This is a genomic window from Phytoactinopolyspora halotolerans, assembly GCF_010550675.1.
Classification (GTDB): Bacteria; Actinomycetota; Actinomycetes; order Jiangellales; family Jiangellaceae; genus Phytoactinopolyspora; species Phytoactinopolyspora halotolerans.
Genome location: NZ_JAAGOA010000011.1, coordinates 119,732 through 144,805 on the forward strand (window position 1 = coordinate 119,732; position 25,074 = coordinate 144,805).

General features: G+C 69.2%; 21 protein-coding genes. 9 read left to right on the forward strand and 12 right to left on the reverse strand.

The window, feature by feature from the left end; genetic code table 11:
- Positions 1–17: 17 nt before the first annotated feature.
- Positions 18–1,754 carry a DEDD exonuclease domain-containing protein gene (locus G1H10_RS16580; RefSeq protein WP_163739763.1) on the reverse strand — a complete coding sequence of 579 codons (1,737 nt, stop codon included), beginning with the start codon at positions 1,752–1,754 and terminating at the stop codon, positions 18–20.
- Positions 1,755–1,960: 206 nt separating this feature from the next.
- Here G1H10_RS16580 and G1H10_RS34600 point away from each other — a divergent pair, with 206 nt between their 5' ends.
- The 3 genes from G1H10_RS34600 (at position 1,961) to G1H10_RS34605 (ending at position 4,886) form a co-directional block, all read left to right on the forward strand.
- Positions 1,961–3,250, forward strand: coding sequence for an NYN domain-containing protein (locus G1H10_RS34600; RefSeq protein WP_163739765.1), 1,290 nt, complete (start codon positions 1,961–1,963; stop codon positions 3,248–3,250).
- Positions 3,251–3,364: 114 nt separating this feature from the next.
- Positions 3,365–3,568: a hypothetical protein gene (locus tag G1H10_RS16590; protein WP_174264422.1), complete on the forward strand. Its 204-nt coding sequence runs from the start codon at positions 3,365–3,367 to the stop codon at positions 3,566–3,568.
- A 301-nt stretch (positions 3,569–3,869) separates the two neighbouring features.
- Positions 3,870–4,886, forward strand: coding sequence for a C40 family peptidase (locus G1H10_RS34605; protein WP_216853342.1), 1,017 nt, complete (start codon positions 3,870–3,872; stop codon positions 4,884–4,886).
- Between the two features lie 639 nt (positions 4,887–5,525).
- Here G1H10_RS34605 and G1H10_RS16600 read toward each other — a convergent pair.
- Both G1H10_RS16600 and G1H10_RS16605 read right to left on the reverse strand, forming a co-directional pair.
- Positions 5,526–6,149: a response regulator transcription factor gene (locus G1H10_RS16600; protein WP_163739926.1), complete on the reverse strand. Its 624-nt coding sequence runs from the start codon at positions 6,147–6,149 to the stop codon at positions 5,526–5,528.
- Positions 6,136–7,746 carry a sensor histidine kinase gene (locus tag G1H10_RS16605; protein ID WP_163739771.1) on the reverse strand — a complete coding sequence of 537 codons (1,611 nt, stop codon included), beginning with the start codon at positions 7,744–7,746 and terminating at the stop codon, positions 6,136–6,138. Before G1H10_RS16605 ends, G1H10_RS16600 begins: the two co-directional genes overlap by 14 nt.
- Positions 7,747–8,449: 703 nt before the next feature.
- On the opposite strand from G1H10_RS16605, the gene G1H10_RS35055 reads away from it, so the two are divergent.
- Genes G1H10_RS35055 through G1H10_RS16620 form a run of 3 tightly spaced genes read left to right on the forward strand, consistent with a single transcriptional unit; the run spans position 8,450 to position 10,696 of the window.
- Positions 8,450–8,896 carry an SRPBCC family protein gene (locus G1H10_RS35055; protein ID WP_163739928.1) on the forward strand — a complete coding sequence of 149 codons (447 nt, stop codon included), beginning with the start codon at positions 8,450–8,452 and terminating at the stop codon, positions 8,894–8,896.
- Positions 8,893–9,843 (forward strand): ROK family glucokinase, encoded by a 951-nt coding sequence (locus G1H10_RS16615; protein WP_163739773.1) that lies wholly within the window; start codon positions 8,893–8,895, stop codon positions 9,841–9,843. The genes G1H10_RS35055 and G1H10_RS16615 overlap by 4 nt, the downstream gene beginning before the upstream one ends.
- 43 nt (positions 9,844–9,886) lie before the next feature.
- Positions 9,887–10,696, forward strand: a complete 810-nt coding sequence (locus G1H10_RS16620) for an endonuclease/exonuclease/phosphatase family protein (protein ID WP_163739775.1) — start codon at positions 9,887–9,889, stop codon at positions 10,694–10,696.
- A 16-nt stretch (positions 10,697–10,712) separates the two neighbouring features.
- Here the strand turns inward: G1H10_RS16620 and G1H10_RS16625 are convergent, their stop codons facing one another.
- Both G1H10_RS16625 and G1H10_RS16630 read right to left on the reverse strand, forming a co-directional pair.
- Positions 10,713–11,354: a hypothetical protein gene (locus G1H10_RS16625; protein ID WP_163739777.1), complete on the reverse strand. Its 642-nt coding sequence runs from the start codon at positions 11,352–11,354 to the stop codon at positions 10,713–10,715.
- Complete coding sequence (locus G1H10_RS16630) at positions 11,351–12,154, reverse strand: alpha/beta hydrolase (protein ID WP_163739780.1); 804 nt, start codon at positions 12,152–12,154, stop codon at positions 11,351–11,353. Before G1H10_RS16630 ends, G1H10_RS16625 begins: the two co-directional genes overlap by 4 nt.
- 230 nt (positions 12,155–12,384) lie before the next feature.
- On the opposite strand from G1H10_RS16630, the gene G1H10_RS16635 reads away from it, so the two are divergent.
- Entirely contained in the window at positions 12,385–13,095 is a 711-nt protein-coding gene (locus tag G1H10_RS16635) for a lysophospholipid acyltransferase family protein (protein ID WP_163739782.1), read from the forward strand.
- 99 nt (positions 13,096–13,194) lie between these two features.
- Here the strand turns inward: G1H10_RS16635 and G1H10_RS16640 are convergent, their stop codons facing one another.
- On the reverse strand, positions 13,195–14,358 hold the full coding sequence (locus tag G1H10_RS16640) for an osmoprotectant NAGGN system M42 family peptidase (RefSeq protein WP_163739784.1): 1,164 nt from the start codon (positions 14,356–14,358) through the stop codon (positions 13,195–13,197).
- Positions 14,359–14,473: 115 nt separating this feature from the next.
- Here G1H10_RS16640 and G1H10_RS16645 point away from each other — a divergent pair, with 115 nt between their 5' ends.
- Entirely contained in the window at positions 14,474–15,280 is an 807-nt protein-coding gene (locus tag G1H10_RS16645; protein WP_163739930.1) for an alpha/beta fold hydrolase, read from the forward strand.
- A gap of 20 nt (positions 15,281–15,300) precedes the next feature.
- Here G1H10_RS16645 and codB read toward each other — a convergent pair whose 3' ends face one another.
- Both codB and G1H10_RS16655 read right to left on the reverse strand, forming a co-directional pair.
- A complete protein-coding gene (gene codB, locus G1H10_RS16650; RefSeq protein WP_163739786.1) occupies positions 15,301–16,602 on the reverse strand; it encodes a cytosine permease in 1,302 nt (433 codons plus the stop codon).
- A complete protein-coding gene (locus G1H10_RS16655) occupies positions 16,586–17,035 on the reverse strand; it encodes a nucleoside deaminase (protein ID WP_163739788.1) in 450 nt (149 codons plus the stop codon). The genes codB and G1H10_RS16655 overlap by 17 nt, the downstream gene beginning before the upstream one ends.
- A gap of 376 nt (positions 17,036–17,411) precedes the next feature.
- Here G1H10_RS16655 and G1H10_RS16660 point away from each other — a divergent pair, with 376 nt between their 5' ends.
- Positions 17,412–19,004 carry a helix-turn-helix domain-containing protein gene (locus G1H10_RS16660; protein WP_163739789.1) on the forward strand — a complete coding sequence of 531 codons (1,593 nt, stop codon included), beginning with the start codon at positions 17,412–17,414 and terminating at the stop codon, positions 19,002–19,004.
- A gap of 71 nt (positions 19,005–19,075) precedes the next feature.
- On the opposite strand, the gene G1H10_RS16665 is transcribed toward G1H10_RS16660, so the two are convergent.
- The 4 genes from G1H10_RS16665 to G1H10_RS16680 all read right to left on the reverse strand — a co-directional run bounded on the left by G1H10_RS16665 (position 19,076) and on the right by G1H10_RS16680 (position 25,020).
- The gene (locus G1H10_RS16665) at positions 19,076–20,563 is read right to left on the reverse strand and encodes a M48 family metalloprotease (RefSeq protein ID WP_163739791.1); all 1,488 of its coding nucleotides are present in this window, start codon (positions 20,561–20,563) and stop codon (positions 19,076–19,078) included.
- 101 nt (positions 20,564–20,664) lie between these two features.
- Entirely contained in the window at positions 20,665–22,446 is a 1,782-nt protein-coding gene (gene ngg, locus G1H10_RS16670) for an N-acetylglutaminylglutamine synthetase (RefSeq protein ID WP_216853345.1), read from the reverse strand.
- The gene (locus G1H10_RS16675; RefSeq protein WP_163739793.1) at positions 22,443–24,242 is read right to left on the reverse strand and encodes an N-acetylglutaminylglutamine amidotransferase; all 1,800 of its coding nucleotides are present in this window, start codon (positions 24,240–24,242) and stop codon (positions 22,443–22,445) included. The genes ngg and G1H10_RS16675 overlap by 4 nt, the downstream gene beginning before the upstream one ends.
- A gap of 190 nt (positions 24,243–24,432) precedes the next feature.
- On the reverse strand, positions 24,433–25,020 hold the full coding sequence (locus G1H10_RS16680; protein WP_216853346.1) for an NYN domain-containing protein: 588 nt from the start codon (positions 25,018–25,020) through the stop codon (positions 24,433–24,435).
- Between the last annotated feature and the right edge of the window lie 54 nt (positions 25,021–25,074).

Consider the following 25,074-nt stretch of genomic DNA (forward strand, 5'->3'; position numbering starts at 1 on the left):
TGTCGACTCCTTCCGGATCACGCCGACGGGCGCAGCCCGCGACGGTCGCCGAACGGCACCGCGGCCGAGCGGTCGAGTTCACCGGCGGCGGCGATGTCCGCGTACGCCGCCGCGCTCGGCACCGGGAAGGACCAGTCGCCGTCTACCTCCACCAGCCGCACCCCCGGCGTCTCCAGCCAGCGCAGCACGCATTCGGCTTCCTCCGCGGTGCCACCGGCACGCGGCGGCGGGGGCGCGGGCACGGTCTCCGCGGTGGCGACGGTCGCGTCGATATACGGCCGTGGGTCGGCCCCGGGAGGCGACGTGCCCGCGGCCGCGAGCCGGGCGTGCCGGATGACGTGAAACTCCCAGCCGCCGACCTCCAGCCGCCGCGCCGCGACGAGTTGCCGGACGGCGGCAAGGGCGCCGATCCGCTGGCAGCGGATGGCCGTGCGGATGAACGTGGACAGCCGGTCCCGGTGGGAGGCCGCGTCCTCGTAGCGCTGCCGGTTGGCGAGGGCTTCGATGCGCTCGAGGATCCGCTGCACGATGCGGCCCGGATCGGCGGTGAACGCGGCGCGGACGGCTTCGGCGTGGGCCGCGTACTCGTCCATGGTCTCGTTGCCGGAGCAGGGCGCGCCGCAGCGATCCATCTCGGCCAGGATGCACGGGCTCTGCGGCTTGTTCGGTGAGAGCCGCTGTGTGCACTGCCGGATCGGGATCGCCTCGTGCACGGCCGTCATGGCGGTCTCGGCGAGCCGGCGTGAGCCGAACGGGCCGAGGTAGGCCGCTCCGTCGTCGCTGACCTTGCGGACGACCGAGAGCCGTGGGAACGGCTCGATGGTGAGCTTGAGCCAGCTGCCCCGCTCCGGGAACCGGGAACGCCGGTTGTAGCGCGGTTTCCGCTCCGCGATCAGCCGCAGCTCGCGGACCTCGGCCTCCAACGGGGTGGAGCACTCGATGCCGGTGATCGACGACGCGACCGCGATCATCTCGGTCATCCGGGTGCGGGTCTCGGACGCGGTGAAGTAGTTGCGGACGCGGGAGCGCATGTTCTTGCTCTTGCCCACGTAGAGCGTCCGGCCGTCGCCGTCGCTGAAGATGTAGACGCCCGGCGCCGCCGGAATCCGCTCGGCGAGGTGCCGCTTGCTGCGCTGCGCCGGCGTGACCGTGCTCTGCCACAGGCTGAGCTCCTCGACGGTATGCACACCGACGTTGCCCAGCCGCTCCAGCAGGCCGTGCAGGACGTCGACGGTGGCGCGCGCGTCGGCCAGCGCGCGGTGGTTCGGTGTGGTGCCGGCCCTGAACAACCGCGCCAGTGTGGACAGCTTGCAGTCGTGCGCCTCGTCGCGGGCGAGCACCCGGCGCGCCAGCCGGGCGGTGTCGAGCACCTGGAACGACGGCCAGGCGATGCCGATCCGGTCACACGCGGCGCGCAGGAAGCCGATATCGAACGGGGCGTTGTGCGCCACCAGGACCGAGCCTCGGGCGAACTCCAGAAACGAGGGGAGCGCCGCGGACACCCGAGGCGCGTCGGCGAGCATCGCGTCGGTGATGCCGGTGAGGACGGCGATGAACGGCGGTATCGGAGACGACGGGCGGACCAGCGTGCCGAACTCGCCGAGCACCTCGCCGCCGCTGACCTTGACCGCACCGATCTCGGTGATCTCCGCGGCGTTCGGCGAGCCCCCGGTGGTCTCCAGGTCGACGACGACGAACGTGGTCGACGCCAGCGGTATCCCGATCTCGTCGATGGTCCCTTGCACGCCTTCCATGGACACGCACGCTACGGGGACCGACCGACAGGGTCGCCCCGCCACGCCGCCGCACGGTCACCCGGCAGCCACGGCGCCATGCCGCCGTGCCGTCGCCAATGCCGCCTGGCCGGCACGTCGTTCCGTCGTCCGCGGTCACGTCCCGCTGCCGGGTCCGCAGGCGCCGGAACGCGGTCGGGTTTGACGCCGACCACTAGCCTGGAACCGTGCTTCCCGAGCCGGTACGGACGAAGGTGGTTGCTCTTGGTGCCGAAACCTTGAGCTTGCTACCCAGCGCGGACATACCTGCGCCGTTGCGTCCGGTGGCCAAGTTCGCCCCGGCGAAGCGGGTTCGCCTGGCCTCCACCGCCATCGCGGCGGCATTGGAATCTGACGACGCATTCCGCCGCAAGGTCTTCGAGACCGCTGCGAAACACCATCCGACTCTGGTGGAGAGCCTGCGGGAGGGAAAGGCGCCACCGGCTGCCGATCCGGCCGATGTGGCCGGCGTCGCGTATCTGCAGCGCCCGGACGGCTGGGAGGAGATCGTCGGCGCGGCCGCACAGGTCGTGCAGCAGAAGGAGGACGACCAGATACGATCCCGGGAGACCGAGGCGGTAGCCCGGGTGCAGGCGCAGCTGGACGCCGCGCGCACCGAGGCCCGCGAGACCCGCGACCGTCTCAAGGGCGAGATCTCCCGGCTGAAGGAGGAGAACTCGACGTTGCGCCGCCGGCTGCAGACCGCGCGACAGCAGTTGACCGAGGCGCGCGACGCCGAGCAGACGGCTCGCTCCGAGGCACAGGACGAGGTGGAGCGGGCACAGGCGGCCCAGCGATCGGCGGAAGCCGAGGCGCGGCGGCTGCGGGCACGGCTGGCCGAGGCGGAGGAGGCCGCAGCCTCGTCGCGGCGCGCCGAGCGCGGCGGGCGCGATCTGGCGACGGCGCGCCTGTCCCTGCTGCTGGACACGCTCGTCGACGCCGCCACCGGGCTCCGGCGAGAACTGGCCCTGCCGGCCTCCTCGTTGCGGCCGGCGGACTCGGTCGCCGGGGTCGAACCGTCGGCGCACGAGGGCCGTGGGGGAGCCGGGCTCGGGCGGGATCCGAGCGATCCGCAGCTGCTCGATGAGCTGCTCCGGCTGCCCCGCGCACATCTGGTGGTGGATGGATACAACGTGACGAAGGCGGCCTGGCCGACGATGCCGCTGCATGCGCAGCGCACCCGGTTGGTGCAGAGCCTGGCGGCGCTGGCAGCCCGATCGGTGTCGGAGGTGACGTGTGTCTTCGACGGCGCGGACGTGTCCGCGCCGCCTCCGGTCGGCGCGGCCGGTGGGGTCCGGGTCCGATTCAGTCCTCCTGGCAGCAACGCGGACGAGCTGATCAAAGCTCTGGTCGCCGCCGAGCCCGAAGGGCGCGCCGTCGTGGTCGTCTCGTCGGATCGTGAGATCGCCGAGGCGGTCCGCCGGCCCGGCGTGCACAGCGTGGAATCGGTGGCCTTGATCGGCCTGCTACGCAGCTGAGTAGCCGTCGGCGGGCGGACCTTGTCAGTGCCGGGTTCTAGTGTCTAGCCCGAATAGACAAGTGCTGAGGTCAAGGAGGCTGCGACCGTGCTCATCGACTGCGATCGTTGTGAGATGCGGAACATTGCGTGCTCGGACTGCGTGGTGAATGTCTTGCTGTCCGGCGGTGAGGGTGCGCTCGACGGTGCGGAACAGCGAGCCATCGGTGTCCTCGCCGATGCCGGGTTGGTCCCGCCGCTGCGCCTGAGCGTCGTCCGCTCGGAGCCGGCACCGGAGGCGGACCAGCAGGCGGAGGAGCGGGTGGAGCGGAGCGCCTGAGCCATCTGATCGTCGCCCACCGTCACCGAGGTCCACGACAGCCGGGGCGCGCAGCCGCGTAGCCCGGCGAGCGCAGAAGTCCGCTGAGATCATCAAATCCATCACCAGGTACAACGCAAGATCAGCTACGTCCGGACGTAAGAGTTACGTGAAACACGGTGTAGGGGTTTGCCCTCGCTGGCTGAGCTGGCTAAGCTGCCGCATCAGGTGCCTGACGCCAGCCTACGGAAGGACCAGCGTGCCTGAACATCAGCGTCGATCCCGTGGATCGGCTCGCCTCATAGCGTTCTGTACAGCAGCCGTGACGGTCGCGGCCGGAGTGAGCCTTACGCAGGTCGGACACGCCGACCCGGAGCCCACACTGGACGACATCCGGGAGAAGGTCGACGAGCTGCACCACGAGGCCGAGGTGGCCACCGAGGAGTATCACCAGGCCGGTGAAGAACTCGAGGACGTGCAGCGCCGCCTGGAGCGCGCGGAGAACGCCATCGCGAAGCAAGAGGACAAGCTCGAAGACGCCCTCGCCGGCATGGCGGGTTGGGTAGCCGCGACGTATCAGACCGGCGGCATCGATCCGACTGTCCGCATGCTCCTCGCCGATGACCCGGTTGCGTATCTCGACCAGGCATCCGTGCTGGATGCGTACACGCGCCAGCAGGCGAGCCAGATCACTACTGTGGAACACGAAGCGCGCGCGCTCGACCAGGCGAAACTGCTCGCCGAGGAGGAGCGTGACCGCGCGAGGGCGATCGAGGAGGAACTCGAAGAGACGAAGGCCTCGATCGAGGAGAAGCTCTCCGAGTCCGAGGAGATCCTCGCCGAGCTGGAGGAAGAGGAACGCCAGCGGCTTGAGGAGGAACGTCGCCGCCAGGAAGAGGAGGAGGCGCGCCGCAGGGCTGCCGAAGACGAGAGCCGCGGCGAGGACCGTGACGACGGTTCGGACGACGAGACCGACCCGCCGCCGGTGAGCGGTGATGCGGGCGCCGTCGTGCAGTTCGCACTCGCCCAGGTCGGCGACATGTACCAGTGGGGAGCCTCGGGGCCGGACCTCTGGGACTGCTCCGGTCTGACGTCGGTGGCGTGGGCGCAGGCCGGTGTCTCGCTGCCGCGTTCGTCCGCGTCGCAGATCAACGTCGGGACGCGGGTGTCGAAGAGCCAGCTGCAGCCGGGCGATCTTGTCTTCTACTACAGCCCGATCAGCCATGTCGCCATCTACATCGGCAACGGCCAGATCGTGCACGCCACCCACCCGGGAAGTCCGGTCAGCGTCGATCCCGTCGACCTGATGCCGTTCGCGGGCGCCAGCCGACCCGGCTGATCCGCGACGCAGCCCTTCCGAACGCCGCGCCAGGTGCAGGCGCTCCACGGGCGGCCGACGAGGCGCCGTTACTGAGCCGGTCGCGTGGGGCCGGAGAATTCTCCTCGCTCTCACGCGATCGGCGGGCAGCACGATCAGTCTGGTTGCGTGGTCTGCCGCCGATCGAAGATCGCTCGGAGAAGGTTCTCCGCCCCTCGTCCGTGCGTTGCGGTTCCGGTCTCGGACTGGGTGATATCGGCCACGGACACAGCCGCAGTTGCGCTGATCTCGACCGCTTGAACCGGCTCGAGCGTGCGCACGACGTCGATCGGCAGCGACGTACACCGCTGCCGCCGCGGAGTTCCTGGGGCGAGGCCAAGGCGAGAAGGCCATCGGACCGACCGAGGCGAGAAGGCGATCGGACCGACCGAGGCGAGGAAACGATGGGGCCGGGGAGATTCGTCGAGCGATCTTCGATCGGCGGCAGACCAACGCAGCCCGTCCGCGAACCGTCCGCCGATCGCGTGAGAGCGAGACGAACTCCCCGGCCCACCCAAGCCGACCACAGCCTGTCCGCCCGCCTCGGGCGGCCACGATTGGCGCGCCCCGAGTGTTGGGAGCGTCCCGTCAGTGCGTCGTTGAGACGCGCGCGCAGGCCGCTTAAGGCTCAGTGGTGCTGTCGAGCAGGCCGGCGCGGACCGCGGCCATGATCGCCTGAGCCCGGTTACCGGCGCCGAGCTTGTCGTACAGCTTCGACACGTGGGTCTTCGTGGTCGACTCGCTGATGTAGAGCTTGCGGGAGATGCTCGACACCCCCAGGCCCTCGGCGAGTAGTCCGAGCACTTCGCGTTCACGCCGGGTGAGCTGTGGACCGCTGGGATTGAGCTTGCGATGCATCGCCTCGGCCAGATCGGCCGCGATGAACGAGGACGGTTTGGCAGCGGCGTGCCGTGCTGCGGCCACCACGTCGTCACTAGGAGCGCTCTTGGGCACGAACGCCGAGGCTCCGGCGTCCAGGGCAGCGAAGAGTTGGTCATCGCCGGCGTACATGGTCAGGATGACGAGACCGACGTCGGGCCGTGCCGCACGCAGCGCTTGAGCGAGGTCGAGTCCGCTGCCGTCCGGCAGGCGCACGTCCAGAACGGCGACGTCCGGCTGAGTGGTATCGGCCAGTCGGCGAGCGTCGGCCACGGAGGCAGCCTCACCGACTACTTGGAACTCCGAGTCACGCTCGAACGCGCGGCGCAGTCCTTGACGGATAAGCTCGTGATCATCGACCAGCATGACCGTCACTGGCACGGATTAACCCCTCTTCGTAGTCATTTCCCAGGGATACGCTCACGACCGTACCCCCTTCTGGCGCGTCTTCGATCACCAACGTAGCTCCGATACGCCGGGCTCGCTCCGACATGATGTCCAGCCCGTAGCGGTCGCTCGGGCGTTCTCTCATCCCCGTGCCGTCGTCGGCGACGCGAATGTGAGCCGATGGTGGGTTCACACTGACGGTGACCCACAGATTACGGGCTTTTGCGTGCTTACGCACGTTGGTGATGGCTTCTTGGCCGATTCGTAGCAGTTCGGCTTCGACCTCGGGGCGGAGCCGCTCCTGGCCCTCCTGGTTGACCAGGTGGACGTTGAGCCGCGCCTGGGCGCCGATCTGCCGGGCATATCCGGACAGCGTCTCGCCGAGCCCGGCGTCGCGATCCAGATCGCTGCGGAGGTCGAACACGGAATGGCGCAGCTCGGTCACGATCCGGGTGAGCTCTCGACGCAGAGTCGTGGCGAGCGACGCGGCGTCGGCGTTGGTGGTACGTGCCAGTAGATCGTCGACCAGGTAACCGAGGGAGGCGAGTTCCTGGGCGATGCCGTCATGGATCTCTCGAGCCAGCCGCTGCCGCTCTTCGCGGGTGGCCAGTTCGCGCACCTCGTCGAACAGCAGCGCGGTCTCCAGCCGGACCGCCCCCTCGTCCGTGGATCGGGCCAGTTCGGCCAGCTCGTCCGAGGACACCTGCTCCGGTACGTCCGCGACGACCGCGCCGATCGTGCGGGATCCGACCCGTAGCGGGAGCACGACCCGGTACCCGCGTCTGCCTGCCGGGGCCCAGGCCGGCACCTCGTTGGTCCAGGCGTCCAATACGACCGGGTCTTTCTCCGCGCCGACCAGCCAGCCGTCGTCGTCGCCGCGCCTGGCAAGCGGGAACAGCACGCCCCCGTCGCGGCGGACCAGCAACGCGGACCGGCGGACGTCGATATGGGAGGCGACGTGGTCGAGGATTCCCTCGGCCAGAGTCATCGGATCCAGCCCGCCGGACAGCCGCCGGGAGACCACACGCAGTTCGGACAGCAGCCGGTAGGCGGCGGCGTAGCGCTCGCCGTCGGCCACGTGCACGTTCTCCTGGCGCAGCAGCCACGCTCCGATGGCGCCGGTGACGAAGACGATCACCAGCCAGGCGGCCAGGCTTCCGGCGGACGTGCCGTTCAGCAGGGCGTTCCGGGCGAGGATGTCGCCGGCGGCCATGCCCATGCCGGCGATGATCGTGGCGAGAATCGCTCCCGCCGCGCCACCGGCAAGACCGCCGGCGAACGCCGGCAGCAGGAGGTACGGCAGCGCCAGGTAGGCGTCTGGGAAGCCGAGCCCGATCACGATCGAGGCCAGCCCCATCTCGGCGGCCGCGCGCAACCGCGAGGGCGGCATGACGCGCTCGGCGATGGCCGCGGCCAATGCGACGAGTGCTAGCGCGCCGAGCCACCACCAGTCGTCGACGAAACTCCGCGCCGAACCGGTAAGGGCCACGACCAGGGCGAGCATGCCAGGGCGGGCCACCGCGAGCGCGCGCCAGTGGCGTTGCGCCGCAGCAGGATCAGACGTCAGGACGCTCACAACGGATAAGTTTGCCCTATGAGATCAAAAATGGCGTGTTGAAGCAGATCTTGAACGCATTGTCCATGGTCATGCGTGGGTGCGCAACACAGCGCGACCGAATGTATCGGATTTGCGACCATTGCTCCGGGTTGGCGGCAGAGCTGTCACGGGTGAGCGCGACCGCGTGTGGTGGTGAGAACGAGCAATGAGCTTAGGCCGGCGTTGGTCCGTCGATGTGATGGACGACAGCTTCATCGTCGCCGAGCCGGCGATCGTGCGGCGGTACATCGCCGACCCCGGACTGTGGCGCACCTGGTGGCCCCGGCTGACGCTCACCGTCAGCGAGGATAGGGGCACTGAGGGTCTGCGTTGGGATGTCCAGGGCGAGCTGACCGGCACCGCGGAGATCTGGCTGGAGACCTGGCACGACGGCGTACTGGTGCACTGGTTTCTGCGGGCGGACCCGGACCGCGTCCGCCGGCGCGGTTTCCGGCGGCCGGACGCGGCCTGGCTCCGCGAGCACTACGTGCGTTCGTTCAAGAGCCGTGTCCATGCGCTCAAGGACAGTCTCGAGGCCGGCCGGGAAATCGGGACGCCCCGCATCCGTCCGACCGGCGCGCGCGAGCGGCCTCGGAAACCGTCCGCGGACAAGCCATCGACGGCAGCAACTGCGCACCCACCCCTAGCCGAGACCCTCGGGGCAACCACTAAGGTTGAGCGCATGGCTGCACAGACCACGTCGAGCATCACGGTGGATGCGCCCGCGTCCGCTGTCATGGCCGTGATCGCCGACCTCGAGGCCTACCCGGAGTGGACCACGTCGGTTCGCCGGGTCGACGTACTCGGTACGCATCCGGACGGCCGCCCGAGCCAGGGACGGTTCGTCCTGGATGCCGGCCCCATCAAGGACACCTACACGCTGGCCTATGAGTGGCACGGCGACGACGAGGTGCGGTGGAGCCTGGTGGAGGGGTCGCTGATCAAGGCGCTGGAGGGTTCCTACCGGCTGGACGAGGCGGCCGCAGGAAAGACCGAAGTGACCTATCAGCTCACCGTGGATGTGGCGATTCCCATGTTGGGGCTGATGAAGCGCAAGGCGGAGAAGGTCATCATCGATACGGCTCTGAAGGAGCTGAAGAAGCGGGTGGAGAGCAGGTCGGCGGCGTGACGTACAGCATCGGTGTCGACGTCGGCGGGACCAAGATCGCGGCCGGCGTCGTCGATGAGAAGGGCGCGATCGTCGCACGCACGCGGCGGGACACACCGTCTCGGGACGTGGCCGGCATCGTCGGCGCGATCGTCGCGGTGACCCGTGAGCTGGCGGCCGACCATGACGTAGATGTCGTCGGCGTGGGTTGTGCCGGCTTCATCGACGCGGGCCGCTCGCGGGTCATGTTCGCGCCGAACCTGGCCTGGCGGGATCTCCCGCTCCGGGACGACGTCGGCGCGGCGACCGGCCTTCCGGTGGTGGTCGAGAACGACGCGAACGCGGCGGCGTGGGGCGAGTTCCGCTTCGGTGCGGCCGAGGACGTCGACGACATGGTGCTGCTCACCGTCGGAACCGGTGTGGGCGGCGCGGTCATCCTCGACGGCGAGCTGCACCGTGGCGCCAACGGCATCGCGGGGGAGCTCGGCCACATGCGACTGGTCCCGGACGGCCAGTACTGCGGCTGTGGCTTGCGTGGTTGCGTCGAGGCGTATGCCAGTGGAACGGCGCTGGTGCGCAACGCCCGGGCGGCCGCCCAGGGGTCGGCGGCGTTCCCCGGTTCACCGGAGCGCCTGCTGGACCTGGCGGGCGGTGATGCGCAGGCGATCACCGGGCCGATGGTGACACAGGCCGCACAGGACGGTGACCCGCTGGCACGGCACCTGATCGCCGAACTCGCCGGCTGGCTCGGCGCGGCGATGGGATCCTTCGTCTCCATCTTCGATCCGGGCGCGTTCGTGATCGGCGGCGGGGTGGCCGACGCCGGCGAGCTGCTGCTGGAGCCGGCGCAAGAGGCCCTGTGGCGCAACATCACCGGGGGGACACACCGGCCGTTCGCGACGGTCCGGCTGGCCACCCTGGGCAACGATGCCGGCATCGTCGGCGCCGCGGACCTGGCGCGCATCTAGGTCCCGAGTACTTCAGGTGAAGTCTTCACCGATAGGTGGGTCGATGGCAGCACAGAGAGACGACGACCCGGCGAGCGACGCCGGCCCGGCGACGGTCCGGCTGCGGCTCGTCAGCTACAACGTGCACGGCTTCAAGCGGGATGCCGCGGCCGTGGCCGCGGTGCTGCGGGAGCTCGACCCGGATGTGGTGTGTCTGCAGGAGGCGCCGTCCAGGCTGGCCTGGCGCGGCAAGTGCGCGGCGCTGGCCCGCCGTGCCGAGCTGCTCTATGCGGGCGGGGGCGGGACCAGCGCGGGAACGGCCCTCTACACGGCGGTACGGGTGGACGTGCATGATCGGCAGGAGCACCTGCTGCGCAGAACGCCCGGGTTGCGCCGGCGTGGGGTGGTGATGGCGGCGCTCGGGAAGGGGCCCGTCCGGTTCGCCGTCGCATCGGTCCAGCTCGGCGTGGACGCCGGTGAGCGAGCCCGGCACCTGACCGAGATCACCGGCCTGTTCAACCGGGTGATCCGCGCCCCGGGCAGTGCGGCGGCGATGCTGGCCGAGCCGGAGAGCGACGTCGGGCGGATCACCCGGCCGGTGGGCGCGGGTCCGTTGCCCGCCGCCATCATCGCCGGAGACCTCAACGAGGCGCCGTCGGCGGCCACCTGGAGCCGGCTCGCGTCCCAGTACACGGACTTGGGCGCCGCGGACGCCGTGCCGACGTATCCGGTGGATCAGCCGCGCGAACGCCGCGACGCGGTGTTCGCGCGGGGAGCGGTCGAGCTCATCTCCTACGAGGTCGTCGACTCTCCGGCGGTGCGGGCGGCCAGCGACCATCGTCCGGTCGTGACTGACCTGCAGCTCTCCCTCTGAGCGAGCGGAGGCGGGGTCAGACGACGGCCCCGTTGTCCGGGTCGTGCGGGTTGCGGCCACGCATCCGAGCGACGAGCGTGACGAATCCGGCGACGAATCCGCCGACCAAAAGGACCATGAACTCATCCGGCGGGGACCAGCCGGCGATCGTGGCGAGCAACAGGGCAGGCGGTGGTGCGAGCAGCCCGGTCCATGCCCAGCGGGTGATCCGATCGCCGCGGGGGATCGGCGGCGGGATCGGCGGAACGAAATGATCGTCGCCGGAGTCTCCGTCGCCGGAGCCGGGGTCACCGGGGTCGGCGTTTCCGGAAGCGGGCATGTGCCGAGTGGAACCCGTGGCGTCCGCACGGGACGCATCCGCTCCGCGGCCGCTCCAGGACGGATGTTCCAGCGTGTCCGAGCCGCCGCCGCTGGATGAGGACCGGTCGGCGCTGTACGGATCGCTGTCGTACGCGTCACTGTCGTACGGATCGCTGTCGTACGCGTCACTGTCGTGCGGGCCTGAGCCGTACGGATCGGCGTCGCCGTACGGCGAGTCGTCGGGATCGATGTCCTCCGCCGCCGGCCAGCGCCGGGTGCCGTCGTCGGGTTCCGGCTCGGCATGGAACGTGTCGACCAGCTCGGCCCAGGCCTGCTCGTCATCGCGGCCGGTGCTCATCGGCGGACCTCACCCCTTCCGGTGTCGCTGTTCGGCTGTGCGCCCGTTTTCGCGCGCTGGTTGACGCGTTCGATGAACTCGGCGCTTCGCGTGAAGATCGTGTCCGCGTCGTAATCCAGGGTGGCGACGTGGTAGCTGCGATGGAGCACGACCTCGGTGACGTCCGCCGACGAGACGCCGTCGATGATCAGCGGCGCTCCCGAACCATCCACGACGTGGTCGGTGGCGCTGCGGAACATCAGCAGTGGCTGAGTGACTGCGGGCAGATCGCGCACGACGACCTTCCACAGGTGGGTCAGCGAATGCAGCGCACGAAGCGGGGTCCGGGGGTAGGCGTGCTCGTCCTGGCCCGGCTTGGCGATGTCGTTGCCCAGGCCGGCGAGCGAGGGCACGACGTACTGAAGCAAGGGCAGCGCGCGCAGCCGCCGATCGGCACTGGCGACGGAGGGGTTCACCAGCACCAGAGCCGATACCGCGGACGGATGCACCTGGGCGAGCCTCAACGCCAGGCCACCGCCCATGGACAGGCCGGCCACGACCACGGAATCGCACCGTTCGTCCAGCCGCAGTAGCGCGTTCTCCACCGCCGCGAACCAGTCGGGCCAGCGGGTGAGATTCATCTCGCGCCAGGACGTACCGTGGCCGGGAAGGAGCGGGACGTGCACGGTATGTCCGGCCGCCGCCAGCTGTTCCGCCCATGGCCGCATCGACGCGGGAGATCCGGTGAATCCGTGACACAGCAGGACGCCGGTGGGACCGCCGTCGCGGAAAAACGGAGCGGCGGCCGACGGTGCGTGCATGCCCCCATCATCCCACGGAACCCGGCTCGCGTGCCCGGCCGGATCTCGGCGGCGTGATACCGCACCGGATACCGTGGCCGGATGGCTGCCGACCGGATGGCTGCCGACCGGATGCCGGCCGACCGGATGCCGGCCACCTGATGTCGGCCGCCTGGTGCCACGTGCGTGGGCTGACATCCGCGCGTGGAGGTGGGCGCGCGTTCCCGGCTTCACGTTGTAGTGTTCGCTTCGTGCTCTACTGGCTGCTGAAGAAGGTGCTCCTCGGCCCGCTGTTGCGCATCTACTACCGGCCGTGGGCGGAAGGAACCGAGAACGTGCCGAAGGAGGGCCCGGCCATCCTGGCCGGAAACCACCTGACGGTGGTGGACTCCTTCTTCATGCCGCTGACGCTGGAACGCAAGGTCACCTTCTGGGCCAAGAGCGATTACTTCACCCAACCGGGGATCAAAGGCTGGTTCAAACGGTTCTTCTTCTCCCGGACCGGCAACCTGCCGGTGGACAGGTCGGGCGGTCGGGCGAGTGAGGCAGCGATGCGCAGCGCGCTGAAGCTGCTGCGGCAAGGTGAACTGCTGGGACTTTATCCGGAGGGTACCCGCTCGCCGGACGGTCGGCTCTACCGAGGCAAGACGGGGGCCGCCCGGCTGGCCCTGGAAGCTAGGGTCCCGGTCATCCCCGTGGCGATGATCGGTACGGCGGAGATGCAGCCTCCGGGCCGCCTGATTCCGAAGCGGATGCGGCCCGGCGTCCGGTTCGGCAAGCCGCTGGACTTCAGCCGGTACGAGGGCATGGAGGCGGACCGCTACGTGTTGCGGGCCGTCACCGACGAGATCATGTATGCCCTGATGGAGCTCTCCGGGCAGGAGTACGTCGACGTGTACGCCGCGACGGTCAAGGCCAAGCTCGCGGCGGAGCAGCGCAAGGACGGCAAGGACACCGCGTAGTCTCCCCGCGTAACGACACCGCGTCACGTCCCCGCGGCGGGTGTCCGCGGCAGGTGTCCGGCGAAGGCACCGGTCGCAAGGACGCCACGCGACGTGGGGTCAGCCGTGCCGGCCGGGCGCGGTCTCGGGCTCGGGCTCTGCCGGCTGCACGCTGTGGCTGGGGAAGTCCTCCAGCTTGCCGGTGGGATCCTCGTCCCAGTCGGAGAAGGTCAGCGGACTGGTCAGGTAGATGGTCAGCAGCTCGGCGATGCGCTGGACGCCGTCCAGATGGGTACGCTCATGCCCGTGGCTGGAGTCCACGCCGAAACCGACCAGAGCGGTGCGGGCCTCCATGCCGGACTCGATCGCCGGCGCCGCGTCGGACCGGTAGAAGCGATACACGTCTCGCCGGTACGGCAGCTGGTGCTCCTCGCACAGGCCGATGAGCCGTCGGGTGAGGTGGTAGTCGAACGGCCCGGTGGAATCCAGCATGCCGATGTTCACGGTGTCCTCGCGGGACTGCTGGCCCTCGCTGACCACGGCGTTGTCTACCGCGACGAGTTCGGCGACCCGGTCGTCCAGTCCGTGCGTGGCCCCCATCCCGACCTCCTCACCGATGGTGACCAGCAGGTACGCGTCGACGGGAAGAACGGCGTCGTGGTCGACCAGGGCCTTCACCGCCGCGAGACACGCGGCCAGTCCGGCCTTGTCATCGAGGTGGCGGGACTTGATGTAGCCGTTCGGGGTGATCTGCGGAGCCGCGTCGAGGGCGACGAAATCACCCACCCGGATGCCCAGATCATGCACGTCCGCGGCGCTGGCCACATCCTCGTCGATCCGGATCTCCACCTGGTGCCACCCGACGCCCTGGGTGTCGACGGCCTCGCCGAAGTTGTGCCCGCTGGACATCAACGGCAGCACGGTACCGGTGTAGATCTGAGTCAGGTCGTCGACGAACACCGTGACGTGCGCACCCTCGGCAAATCGCGCACTGTGGGTGCCGACCGGTACGACCTCGATGCGGCCGTTCTCCTTGACCCGCTTGACCATGCAGCCGATCGTGTCCGCGTGGACGGCGACCGCCCTAGCCGTGTCCGACGTCTCGCCGCGTAACGTCGCACGGAGCACGCCTCGTCGGGTGACCTGCATCGGCAGCCCCAGCTCGGCCAGATGGTCTCCGATGATCTGCATGACGGCGTCGGTGCGGCCCGACGGGCTCGGTGTGCGCAACAGCTCCAGCATGACGTTGCGCATGTAGTCCAGGTCGATCTCAAGGCGGTCCATGCGACTAAGGTTGGCACACTCGCCGCGGTGCCCTGCGAGCGCCTCGACCGGCGTCTCAGCCACAGCGTACCGGGTATCAACCCGTGCGTCCGCGGAGGGCAGAATCGGTGCCGTGATGGTGCGTTCCGCATTGCCGCTGCCGGTGACCGACTACGGTGGTACGGGGCCGGTCGTGCTTGCCTTGCACGGGCATTTCGGCTCCGCCCGGACATTCGGCGCACTGGCATGGGAACTGCGCGGACGCGCCCGCGTGGTCGCCGTCGATCTGCGTGGGCACGGGCACGCCGAGCGCGGCGGACCATTCACCAGGGACGCCTACGTGGGTGATGTCGCGGAGCTGGTGGCCGACTCAGGTGTGGCGCCCGCCGTCGTCTTCGGCCATTCCATGGGCGGGGTCACCGCCTTTCAGCTGGCGGCCCGTCGGCCGGAGCTGGTGCGCGCGGTGATCGTCGAGGAGGCACCGGCCGTCGTGCAGCCGTTGACACTGGACGTGCGGGACTGGCCGCGGCGAGCGCCGACGCTGACCGAACTGGGGGTGGCCATCCAGCGGCGGGGCGTGCCGGATCCGTCGTACTTTCTGCAGGGCGCGATCCGCTACCCGGATGGGTGGGGCCTCGGTTTCGACTACGACGACATGATGCGGTCGCAGGAGCTGCTGGTCGGCGATTGGTGGGCCGATTGGACGTCCGTGACGGCCCCGGTCCTGCTCATGCACGGCACACGCAGCGAGGTACTGCCGACCGTCCACGCGCACGAGATGGTCCGGCGTCGCCCGGAGACGTCGTACGTCGAATTCGACGGCTGCGGGCATTGGATTCATGATGACGACGTCCGGGGCGTCGCCGCCGCCGTCGCTGGATTCCTGGAGACGGTGGACGCACCAGCGGGCCGCGACCACCGGGCATCACGCGAGGCCTCGTGATCACGGACGCTTCCGAGGTGCTATGACGTCGCCGCTCGTGGCCGCGACAGGGCGCCGACGATCACCGGGATGAGCGCGGCGACGAGGATGCCGTTGACGGGCGGTATTCCCCAGCCCCACTCATCGGTGGCCTTCGCGACCAGTGCTCCGGCGGCATAGGCGGCGATGTTCCCCCAGCGTACTGGGGCGAACGCGTAGGTCGACGGTGACGGCAGCCCGCGCCGCCAACGCGCCCACCAGTCGCCGATGATGACGCCGCCGACCGGCGGGATGATGATTCCCAGCCAGTTCAGGTAGGTGATCAGATTGTCGTAGATGCCGGTCACGGCCAGTGCGGTGCCGATCAGCACGCCACCGATGACGTAAGGCTTCTTCGACCGGGAATCGGCTATCTCGGCGCCGGCCACGCCGAAGTTGTACGCGGTGTTGTCGTTGGTGGTCCAGAGGTTGCCGACCAGGAAGACGACACCCCAGCCGGTGAGGCCCAGGCCGTACAGCACGAGCACGAAGTCGGGCTCGCCGAAGGCGATGGCGCCGATGGCGCCGAAGAACAACATGAGGAACTGTCCGACCAGGAAGGCGACGAGCGAGGCACCGAAGCCCTGACGCGGGTTCCGCGCGAACCGCGTCCAGTTGGGCGCCTGCGTGCCGCCCGAGGCGAAGGTGCCGACGATGATGGTGATCGCGGCGGCCACGCTCATGGTGGCGGTGGGCTCCTGCTCCAGCATGCCGGACACCCCGCCCACCTCGTCGAACGAGCGCACGGTCACCCAGGCGGCGAGCACGAGCAGGAGGGGGACGGAGACCACGGACAGTCCGTACATGCCGCGGTAGCCGAAGTACGCCGTGGCGCCCATCACCAGGCCGCCCGCCACCATCAGCAGCCGCTCGGCGGTGTCGCCCTCCCAGCCGGCCGCCTGCGCGACAAACTGGGCGAGCGTGGCGACGGTGACCCCGTACCAGCCCACCTGTGTCCCGCCCAGCAGCAATGAGCTCAGCTTCGATCCCTTGTCGCCGAACGCGTAGCGACACATCACGACGGTGGTCAGGCCGGTGCGGGTCCCGATCCCGCCCAGGATGGCGACGTAGAGCCCGAGGACCACGCTGCCGAAGACCAGTACACCCATGAGCGGCCAGAACTCGAACGCGGCACCGACCTGAGCGCCGGCCAGCATGGTGGGCGTGAAGAAGGTGAATCCGAGCAGGACGATCGACACCGAGAACAGTGACTTGCGCGCGTGCGCCGGAACGGGGTCGACCGGGTAGTCGGGGTCGACCGGGCGTTCCGGGGTGGCGCTGGGGGCCTCAGGGTTGCTCGTCATCGCCGATATCCTCTCTCCACAGCGCGGGGTGTTCCGCGATGAACCGCTCCATCAAGCTCACGCATGCGCGGTCGTCGAGGATGATCACCTCGACACCGTGGTCAGCCAGCCAGTCGTGTCCGCCGCTGAACGTCGTCGCCTCGCCGATGAGCACCCGCGAGATGCCGAACTGCCGGACCAGCCCGCTGCAGTACCAGCACGGCGACAACGTCGTCACCATGGTGGTGCCGCGGTAGCTGCGCTGACGACCCGCGGCTCGGAATGCGGAGGTCTCCGCGTGCAGGGACGGATCCCCGTCCTGCACCCGGCGATTGTGGCCGCGGCCGAGCACCTCACCGTCGGCGCCGATGAGGGCGGCCCCGATCGGCACACCGCCCTCGGCCAGACCGGCGCGTGCCTCGGCCACGGCGACGCCCAGCCAGTCCCGTAGCACGTCCTCAGCGGGTGCTGGCTGTTGCCGTGCTGACTGCTGTGCCGACCGTTGTGCTGATTGCGGTTCCCGTTCCAGACTCAACCGGCGACCTCCATGTCTCCTCTTCGCATCGAGCGCCCGCGCGGCCCCGCGGGCCGAAACCCGGCCGGCGACGGTGCAGGAGCGGGTTCAACAAAGCCCGCTCCCGGCGGTGCACATGTCACGGGCCAGGGGGGAAGAGGCCGGAGGGACTTGACCGGCACTCAGCACAGGAGCAGGCGGTATCAGCCTGCTGTCTGACGGAATGCGCGGCAACGGACAATACGTCAGCTTTATGCGCCACGATCCAAGACGAAGCGTCCTTGATTGCGGCCGAGATTTACGAGACGGTCATCTCATGTCTCTGACGCTGCGGGAGATCCTCGATCTGGCCGAGGTCAAGGCCGCCGCACCGGCCCTCACCACCCGGCAGGCCGGCCTGAACCGGGCTGTCACCTGGGCCCACTCGAGTGAGATCTTCGAGATCGGCCCACTGCTCTCAGGTGGCGAACTGCTGCTGACCACAGGTCTGGGCCTCTCCGGCGTGGACGCAGGCGCTCGCCGGTATTGGATCCGCGATCTCGCTGAGCGGCGCGTGAGTGCCGTTGCGATCGAGGTGGGTCGTTCCTTCGCCACCGTGCCGGAGGAGCTGGTCGACGAGGCGGATCGGAGCGGCATGCCGCTGATCCGGTTGGACCGGGTGGTGCCGTTCGAGCGGATCTGCCGCGCGGTCAATACCGTGCTGCTGAACCGGGAGAGCGTCGCCGTCCGGCTTGCCGACGGACTGAGCGACCGGCTCTTCGCGACGCTGGCGGGTGGCGGGCTGGCTGCCGTCGCACGTAACGCTGCCGAGCAGATCGGACGGGCGGTCACGGTGTCGACCGTGGCCGGCCGGGTTGTCACCGCAGGCGGCCTGACTTCGCCGAAGGCGCTGCGGAGAGCGGTCGCGGAGACAGCGGCGCGGGCGGACATCTTCGTCGACGGGCGGCCCTGGGGTGAGGTACGGATCGCCGCGGACGACGGCGCGGGGCGATCCCGTGCGGGAAGTGCGGATGCGCAGCCGGCGGATGCGCGGACTGACGAGGCATGGCCGGCCGACGTGTGGACGGCGGACGCGCTGGCACTGGCTGCCCGCCGGATCGCGGCAGCGGCCGCCGTTGCCGTCGCACACCTCGGTGACTCGTCCGGCGAGCCTGGGACGGCGGCGACCCCGCTGCTGCAGGACCTGGTGGACGGCGTGCCGGTAGCCGAGCAGGAATTGGTGGTGCGAGCCGGGCTGGCGGGGCTGCACCCACCGGCCGGCGCCGCCGTGCTCGGTGTGGTGGCGCATGCACGGGAACCGGCGGCCGGGACGGCGCTGATCCGGTCCGCAGCCGCTACCGGCGGTCACGGTGTCCTGATCGGTCGTGTGCGCGGGCAGCTGCTGGGCATCGTCGTCGCCGAGGCCGCCGCGGCAGACCCGGCCGGAGCCTTCGCCGAGCGGCTGCGCGCGGGAGCAGAACGGCAGGACCAGGACGGCGCAGGGGAGACGTTGACCGGCGCCGTCGGACCGCCCGTTCCGCTGGCTGACGCCGGCCGCTCGTTGCGGGAGGCACGGGCCGCGGCCGAGTACATGCGCGACGGCATCCGGACGTGGCGGGAGACGGTCGCTGACCGCCTGCTGGGCCTGCTCGACGACGAGTCCCGCGCGCACCTTGTCGACGATCTGCTCGGCTCGTTGCGCCGCTGGGACGCGGCGCACGGCAGCGACCTGGTGCGTACCGTCGACGTCTACCTCCGGTACGGGTGTAGCCCGAGCCGAGCCGCCGCCGAGTTGCACCTGCGCCGGCAGTCCCTGCACCAGCGGCTCAACCGGGCGGAACAACTCCTCGGCTTCCGCCTCGACGATCCGGCGAGCGCCGCCGCGCTGCTGCTCGCAGCCCGGGCGGCACGCGCGGACACCCACCCGTAGTCATCAACCGTTGTGCCGTACGGGGGCCGGTCTCACGGTCGATGATCACAGGAAAGGGCGGGACGTGGTGGTCAGGCTGGGTCCATCTCCAGCTGTGGCCCGTAGTCGGCGTGGACCCCGCTGCGCGCCAACCAGTCCCGCAGGATCGGTACTTGATTGGCCGGATCCGCGACCACGGCCGCGATGAACTCGTCCAGCTTGATCTCCTGGCCGGCCAGGTCGAGCAGTCGCGGGGCGGACGACCAGGACAGGGTCCAGCGGGCGGAACCGTGGTCGATCAGCGCCGCCTCCACAGCGCGGGCGATCACGTGGTCGAGCAGCCGCTCACCGTCGTTCCAGCCAGCGTTGACCAGCTCGGCCCGCAGCTGGGGCGCATGACCGCGAGCCAGCGCCTCGAACGCGTCGTCCAGTCGAGGCTGCGGCGATCCGACGAGTCGCTGCCCGGCCGTGGCCAGGTCTCGCGCCGCCTCCCGGTTGGCAGCGACATACATGCCACGAGCGACGAGGTCCTCCCAACTGGCCGTGGGCAGAGCCAACGCCGGCGGGGCCAGTAGCGACTCTTCGACCTGCCTGGCCATCGCCGCCGGATCGGCCAGCAGCGTGGTAGCCGGTCGGTCGTCCGGCCGCGCGTCCGGCTCCGGGGCCCGCTCGATCGCTGCCAGCCGCTCCGGCAGCGCGGGATGCGAGTCGTACGGCGAGCGCTCGCCCTCTTCGGCGACGACGGCGGCCATCTCGCGCTGCCGTACCGGGTCGGTGACCATGGCGTGGAAGCCGCCGAACAGGTCGTCCGGGCGGGATTGTGCCGGCCCGATGAGGCCGAGATACGACTCGAGGAAATGGCCCCAGGCGGGTGCGATGCCGTGGACCTTGCGCAGCGCGCCGGCGGCTGCCGCCCGGCCCGCCACCGCCACCGAGTGCTCGTCCGCCTCCAACTCCTGCCGTCGGGAGACGGCTTGCGAGACGCGGAGGTAGAACTTCGCGTAGCCGACGAAGATCTTCTGGACTAACGGGTGCTTCTCCAACCCTTGCACGGTGGCGATGAGCGAGATCCGGCCGCGATAGACGGGAGCGCCGAGCCGGGTGTGCGACCCGGAATAGTGTCCGAGCTCATGAGCCAGAACCGAGCGCATCTCGCTCACGGTCATCGTCATCAGCAGCGGCATGCCGATGTACATGCGACGTTTCGTCGCTTTCAGGCCGAGATACCGGGTGTCCTCGGCGACGGCGGCATTGACGTCGGCGATGATCCGGATCTCGTCCGGCGGCCGGGTCTGCACCCGTTCGGCGAGTTCGGTGACGTTGCGCCAGAGCTCCGGCTCGTCGCCGGTGCCGACCGGGACGCCGTTCTCGCCGCCGGAGCGGCGTCTGGAGACCACGATCAGTGCTCTGATCAGTGCGATCGCCACCATTGTGAGGACGAGTGCCGCCTGCAGGCCTTGCCCGCCACGGCTGATCGAGCCGATATCGATGACGATCGCGGCGACGACGATGATGCCGACAAGAAGGTAGAAACCGCTCAGCAGGCCGAGCGCAGTTGCTGCACGTAATGCGACTTTCATAGCTATGAACTCCTGGCAGTGATCAAGAAGAACCGCAGGAGCGTAGCACTACCGGGTGACAACGGGAAGGCGCGTCGTCACCGAGTCACCGAGTCACCGATTCACCGATCCGAACTCGGCGGCGGTGGCTGCCAGGCCCGAGGTTCCCCTCGCGTCTCGGGGAAGAGGAGGTCCACGAACGCGGCGGCGGTCGGCTGCGGCTCGTGGTTGGCCAGGCCGGGCCTCTCGTTCGCCTCGATGAGGACGTAGTCGGGCTTGTCCACTGCGGGGACGATCATGTCCACCCCGGTCACCGGAATGTCGATCGCCTGGCTGGCGTTGACGGCCGCCTCCGCGAGGTTGGGATGCAGCTGCGCGGTGACATCGTGGATCGTGCCGCCGGTGTGCAGGTTGGCGGTACGGCGCACCCGCAACGACTCGTTCTCCGGCAGGATGTCCTCCATGGTGTAGCCGGCGGCACGGACGGTCTCCTCCGTGACGTCGTCCATCGGGATGGTGGACTCGCCGCCGGTCGCGGCCGCTCGTCGTCGGCTGTGCCGCTCGATCAGCTGGGCGACCGTGTGCCGCCCGTCGCCGACGACGGTGGCGGGCCTGCGGGTCGCCGCGGCCACGACGTTGTGCCCGATGACGACGATGCGCAGGTCCTCGCCGTCGACGCACTCCTCGAGCAACACATCCGGGCAGTAGGTGTGCGCCAGCTCGACCGCCCGTCGCAGCGTCTCCGGGTCGATGACACCGACCGTGATCCCGCGACCCTGTTCGCCGCGGGCCGGCTTCACCACCACCTGGCCGACCTCGGCCAGGAACGCCGCGTCGGAGGCCTCGTCGCTGGCCACCTTCCCGCGGGGCACTCGCAGCCCTGCCCGTTCGAAGATGCGCCGGGTGACGCGCTTGTCGTCGCACCTGCTCATGGCCACCGCGGTGGTGAGCTCGGAGAGCGACTCGCGGGTGATGATCTTGCGGCCGCCGTGCACCAGCCGCATCTCGCCCCACTCCGGATCGAGAACCTCCACCAGGATGCCGCGGCGGCGCGCCTCGTCGGCGATGATCGTCGCGTACGGATTGAGCTCGGTGAGCTCGGCTTCGGGTTCCGGGACGAACAGCGGCTCGTTGATGATGTTCTTCCGCTTGACCGCGAAGACCGGGACGCGGCGGAAGCCCAGCTTCTTGTAGAGCCGGATCGCCGGGTCGTTATCGTGCATCACCGACAGGTCCAGATGGTCACGTCCCCGGCCGATGTACCGTTCGGCGAGCACGCGCACCAATGCCTCGCCGACGCCCGGTATCGGCGACTGCGGATCGACGGCCAGGCACCACAGGCTCGTGCCCTGGTCAGGGTCGTCGAAGGCCAGCGCGTGGTCGATTCCGGTAACGGTGCCGATCACGGCTCCGGAGTTCTCGTCCTTGGCGACGAGGTAGCTGAAGGTCCGGGTCCGCTGGTTGGCCCACATCAGTTCGGGATCGGCCGGCACCATGTGACGGGCGGCGTAGATGCGGTTGATCTCGTCCGCCTCGTCGGCGTCGGCCATGGTGCTGACCACGATGCCCGGGATCAGTTCCCGGCGTGGCCGGTACCGGTGCAGCTCCAGCCGGTAGGTCATCGAGGGGTCGATGAACAGCTGATCGGGCGCGCGGGAGACGAGAACGTGCGGGTCGGGCACGTACATCGCGATATCCCGGCGGCCGAGCTCTTCGGCGCGGAGCAGATCGATGATGTCGTCGTCGTTGTCGAACGTCTGGGCGAAGATCAGCCGGCCCCAGCCGCAATCCATCGCGACGTTGCGCCGCATCCCACGCACCAGGTGCTCGGGCGTCTCCTGCCAGGGCCGGCTCCACAGCGGTCGCCGCTGGTCACCGGAGCCCCGGCGACGGGCGTCGTTCACGGCGTGCCGCCCAGCCCGGACAGGTGGGTCTGCAGCCACAGCTCGAGCAGCCCGAGCTGCCAGAGCCGGTTGCCGCGTAGCGGCGTGAGCTCGGCGTTCGGATTGGCGAGGAGATGGTCGACGTAGTCGGGGTTGAACAGTCCTCGCGAGCGTGCGGCCGGGGCGTGCAACGCTTCGCGTACCCGGTCGAGGTAAGGACCGCGCAGGTATTTCAGCGCCGGCACGGGGAAGTATCCCTTCGGTCGGTCGATGACCTCGTTCGGGATGACCCGGCGTCCTGCCTGCTTGAGTACGCCCTTGCCCTCGTGTGCGAGCTTGAGCTCGGGCGGGCATTGCGCCGCCAGCTCGACCAGCTCATGGTCGAGGAACGGCACGCGTGCCTCCAGGCCCCATGCCATGGTCATGTTGTCCACCCGTTTGACCGGGTCGTCGACCAGCATGACCTGAGTGTCCAGGCGCAGCGCGGCGTCGACGGCGGTCTCCGCGCCGGGCCGCTTCATGTGCGCCTCGACGTACTCGTAGCTCACCGGGGAACCGGCCAGATGCTCGGGCCGGATCGCCTGCCGCATGCCGTCGTGGTCCCGGTCGAAGAACGCGGCGGCATAGGTATCCACGGCCTGGTCGCGGTCGACGCCGGCCAGCGGCGGGTACCAGTGGTAGCCGGCGAAGACCTCGTCGGCGCCCTGCCCGGACTGCACGACCTTGACGTGCTTGCTGACCTCCTGGCTGAGCAGGAAGAACGCGACGGCGTCGTGGCTGACCATGGGCTCGTTCATCGCCTGGATCGCATCCTCCAGGGCCGGCAGCATGCGCTCGGTGCCGATCCGGATCTGGTGGTGCTCGGTACCGAACTCGCGGGCGACGACGTCGGAGTACTTGAACTCGTCGCCCTCCTCGCCGCCGACCGCCTCGAAGCCGATGCTGAACGTGTTGAGCCCGGTCTGTCCCTCTTGCGCGAGCAGACCGACGACGAGGCTGGAGTCCAGCCCGCCGGAGAGGAGAACGCCGACCGGGACGTCGGCGACGAGCCGGCGGCGGACCGCGACCCGCAGCGACTCCAGGATCGCGTCCTCCCAATCGGTCTCGCTCCACCCCGCCTTCTCCGGATCGCGGGTGGCGGTCAGATCCCAGTAGGTCCTCTCCCGGCTGGTGCCGTCGCGCTCGACGACGCGCATCGTGGCCGGGGGCAGCTTCCGGATGCCCTTGAGGATCGTGTACGGCGCCGGGACGACGGCGTGCCATGACATGTAGAAGTGCAGCGCGACGGGATCGATGCCGGTGTCGACGTCGCCGGCCCGGAGTAGAGCCTGGAGGCTGCTGGCGAAGCGGATCCGGTCGCTGTTCTCGGAGTAATACAGCGGCTTGATGCCGAGCCGGTCGCGGGCGAGGACGAGGCGGCCCGTGTCGCGTTCGTGGATCGCGAACGCGAACATGCCCTTGAAGTGGTCGATGCAGTCTTCGCCCCAGTGATGGTAGGCCTTGGCGATCACCTCGGTGTCCGAGGTGGAGAAGAACGCGTACCCGGCCCGGCGGAGTTCCTCGCGGAGTTCCTTGTAGTTGTAGATACAGCCGTTGAAGGCGGTGGTCAGTCCGAGATCGGAGTCGACCATGGGCTGGTGGCCGTGGGGAGAGAGGTCGATGATGGACAGCCGTCGGTGGCCGAGCGCCAGCGACCCGTGCGCGTACGCGCCGTAGTCGTCCGGTCCACGAGCGACCATCGCGTCGCACATCTGGGCCACGACCGCAAGGTCAGCCTGGCGGCCGTCGAACGTGTACTCGCCTGAGAGTCCGCACATGTAATTCGACCCTACACTCCCAGGTTGTCTCGTACATGCTGGCTGGTGACAAGCATGTCCACCTTGCTGGCTCCTTCCGTCGCTGGTCGAGTTGTCTTTGGCGGAGAAAATCGCTAGTGTTCTTGTCATACCCCGGCACGTTTTAACGAGCGTGTCCCGACGGCCCTCCTCGGAGGGCCGTTTTTGTTTGTTACCTCCACTTCTTCGGGCGCTCGTAGATGACGCCGTCCACGGTGACTACTTCCGGCAGCTGGGCAGCCTTGATGCGTCCGGGGCCGATAGTGAACGACGGCATCAGATCGTTCAGAGCGAATGACGCGCGTCGGGGCGGAAACGCCGCTACGGCGAACAACGCTGGGTCGATCGTCTTGGCCATCTTGATCGCCGGTGCGAGGTCACCGTCGGCGCTTATGAGCAAGGCACTGGTCATAGCGCGGTTGGAGGCATCCGCAATCATGTGAGCTGAGATGTTGACGTCGGTCTCCTTCTCTTCATAGCTAGTCCAGCGAGCCCCGCACGCGCGACAGCTCATCTGTTTGCGCTGGTAACGGCCGTAGATGACGCCGAAAGTGTCTGGATGGAGGACGCTGAGCGCGTTGATGTAGGTGTCCTGGCGGGCTTGGCCGTCTGGGTCGTCGAGCACGCTGGCGGTGAAGTACTTGACCGCGACCAAGTCGTCTCTAGGGCGGAGCGAACGAGCCAGTTCGACGACGTCGAGCCAGAGATAGCGTCGTCCCCACTTCTCACGGAGACCGTGATACAGGTTGAAGCCATCCACGTATGTGATGAGCTGCGACGTATGTCCCCTTCAGGTAGTCATCAATTCGGAACG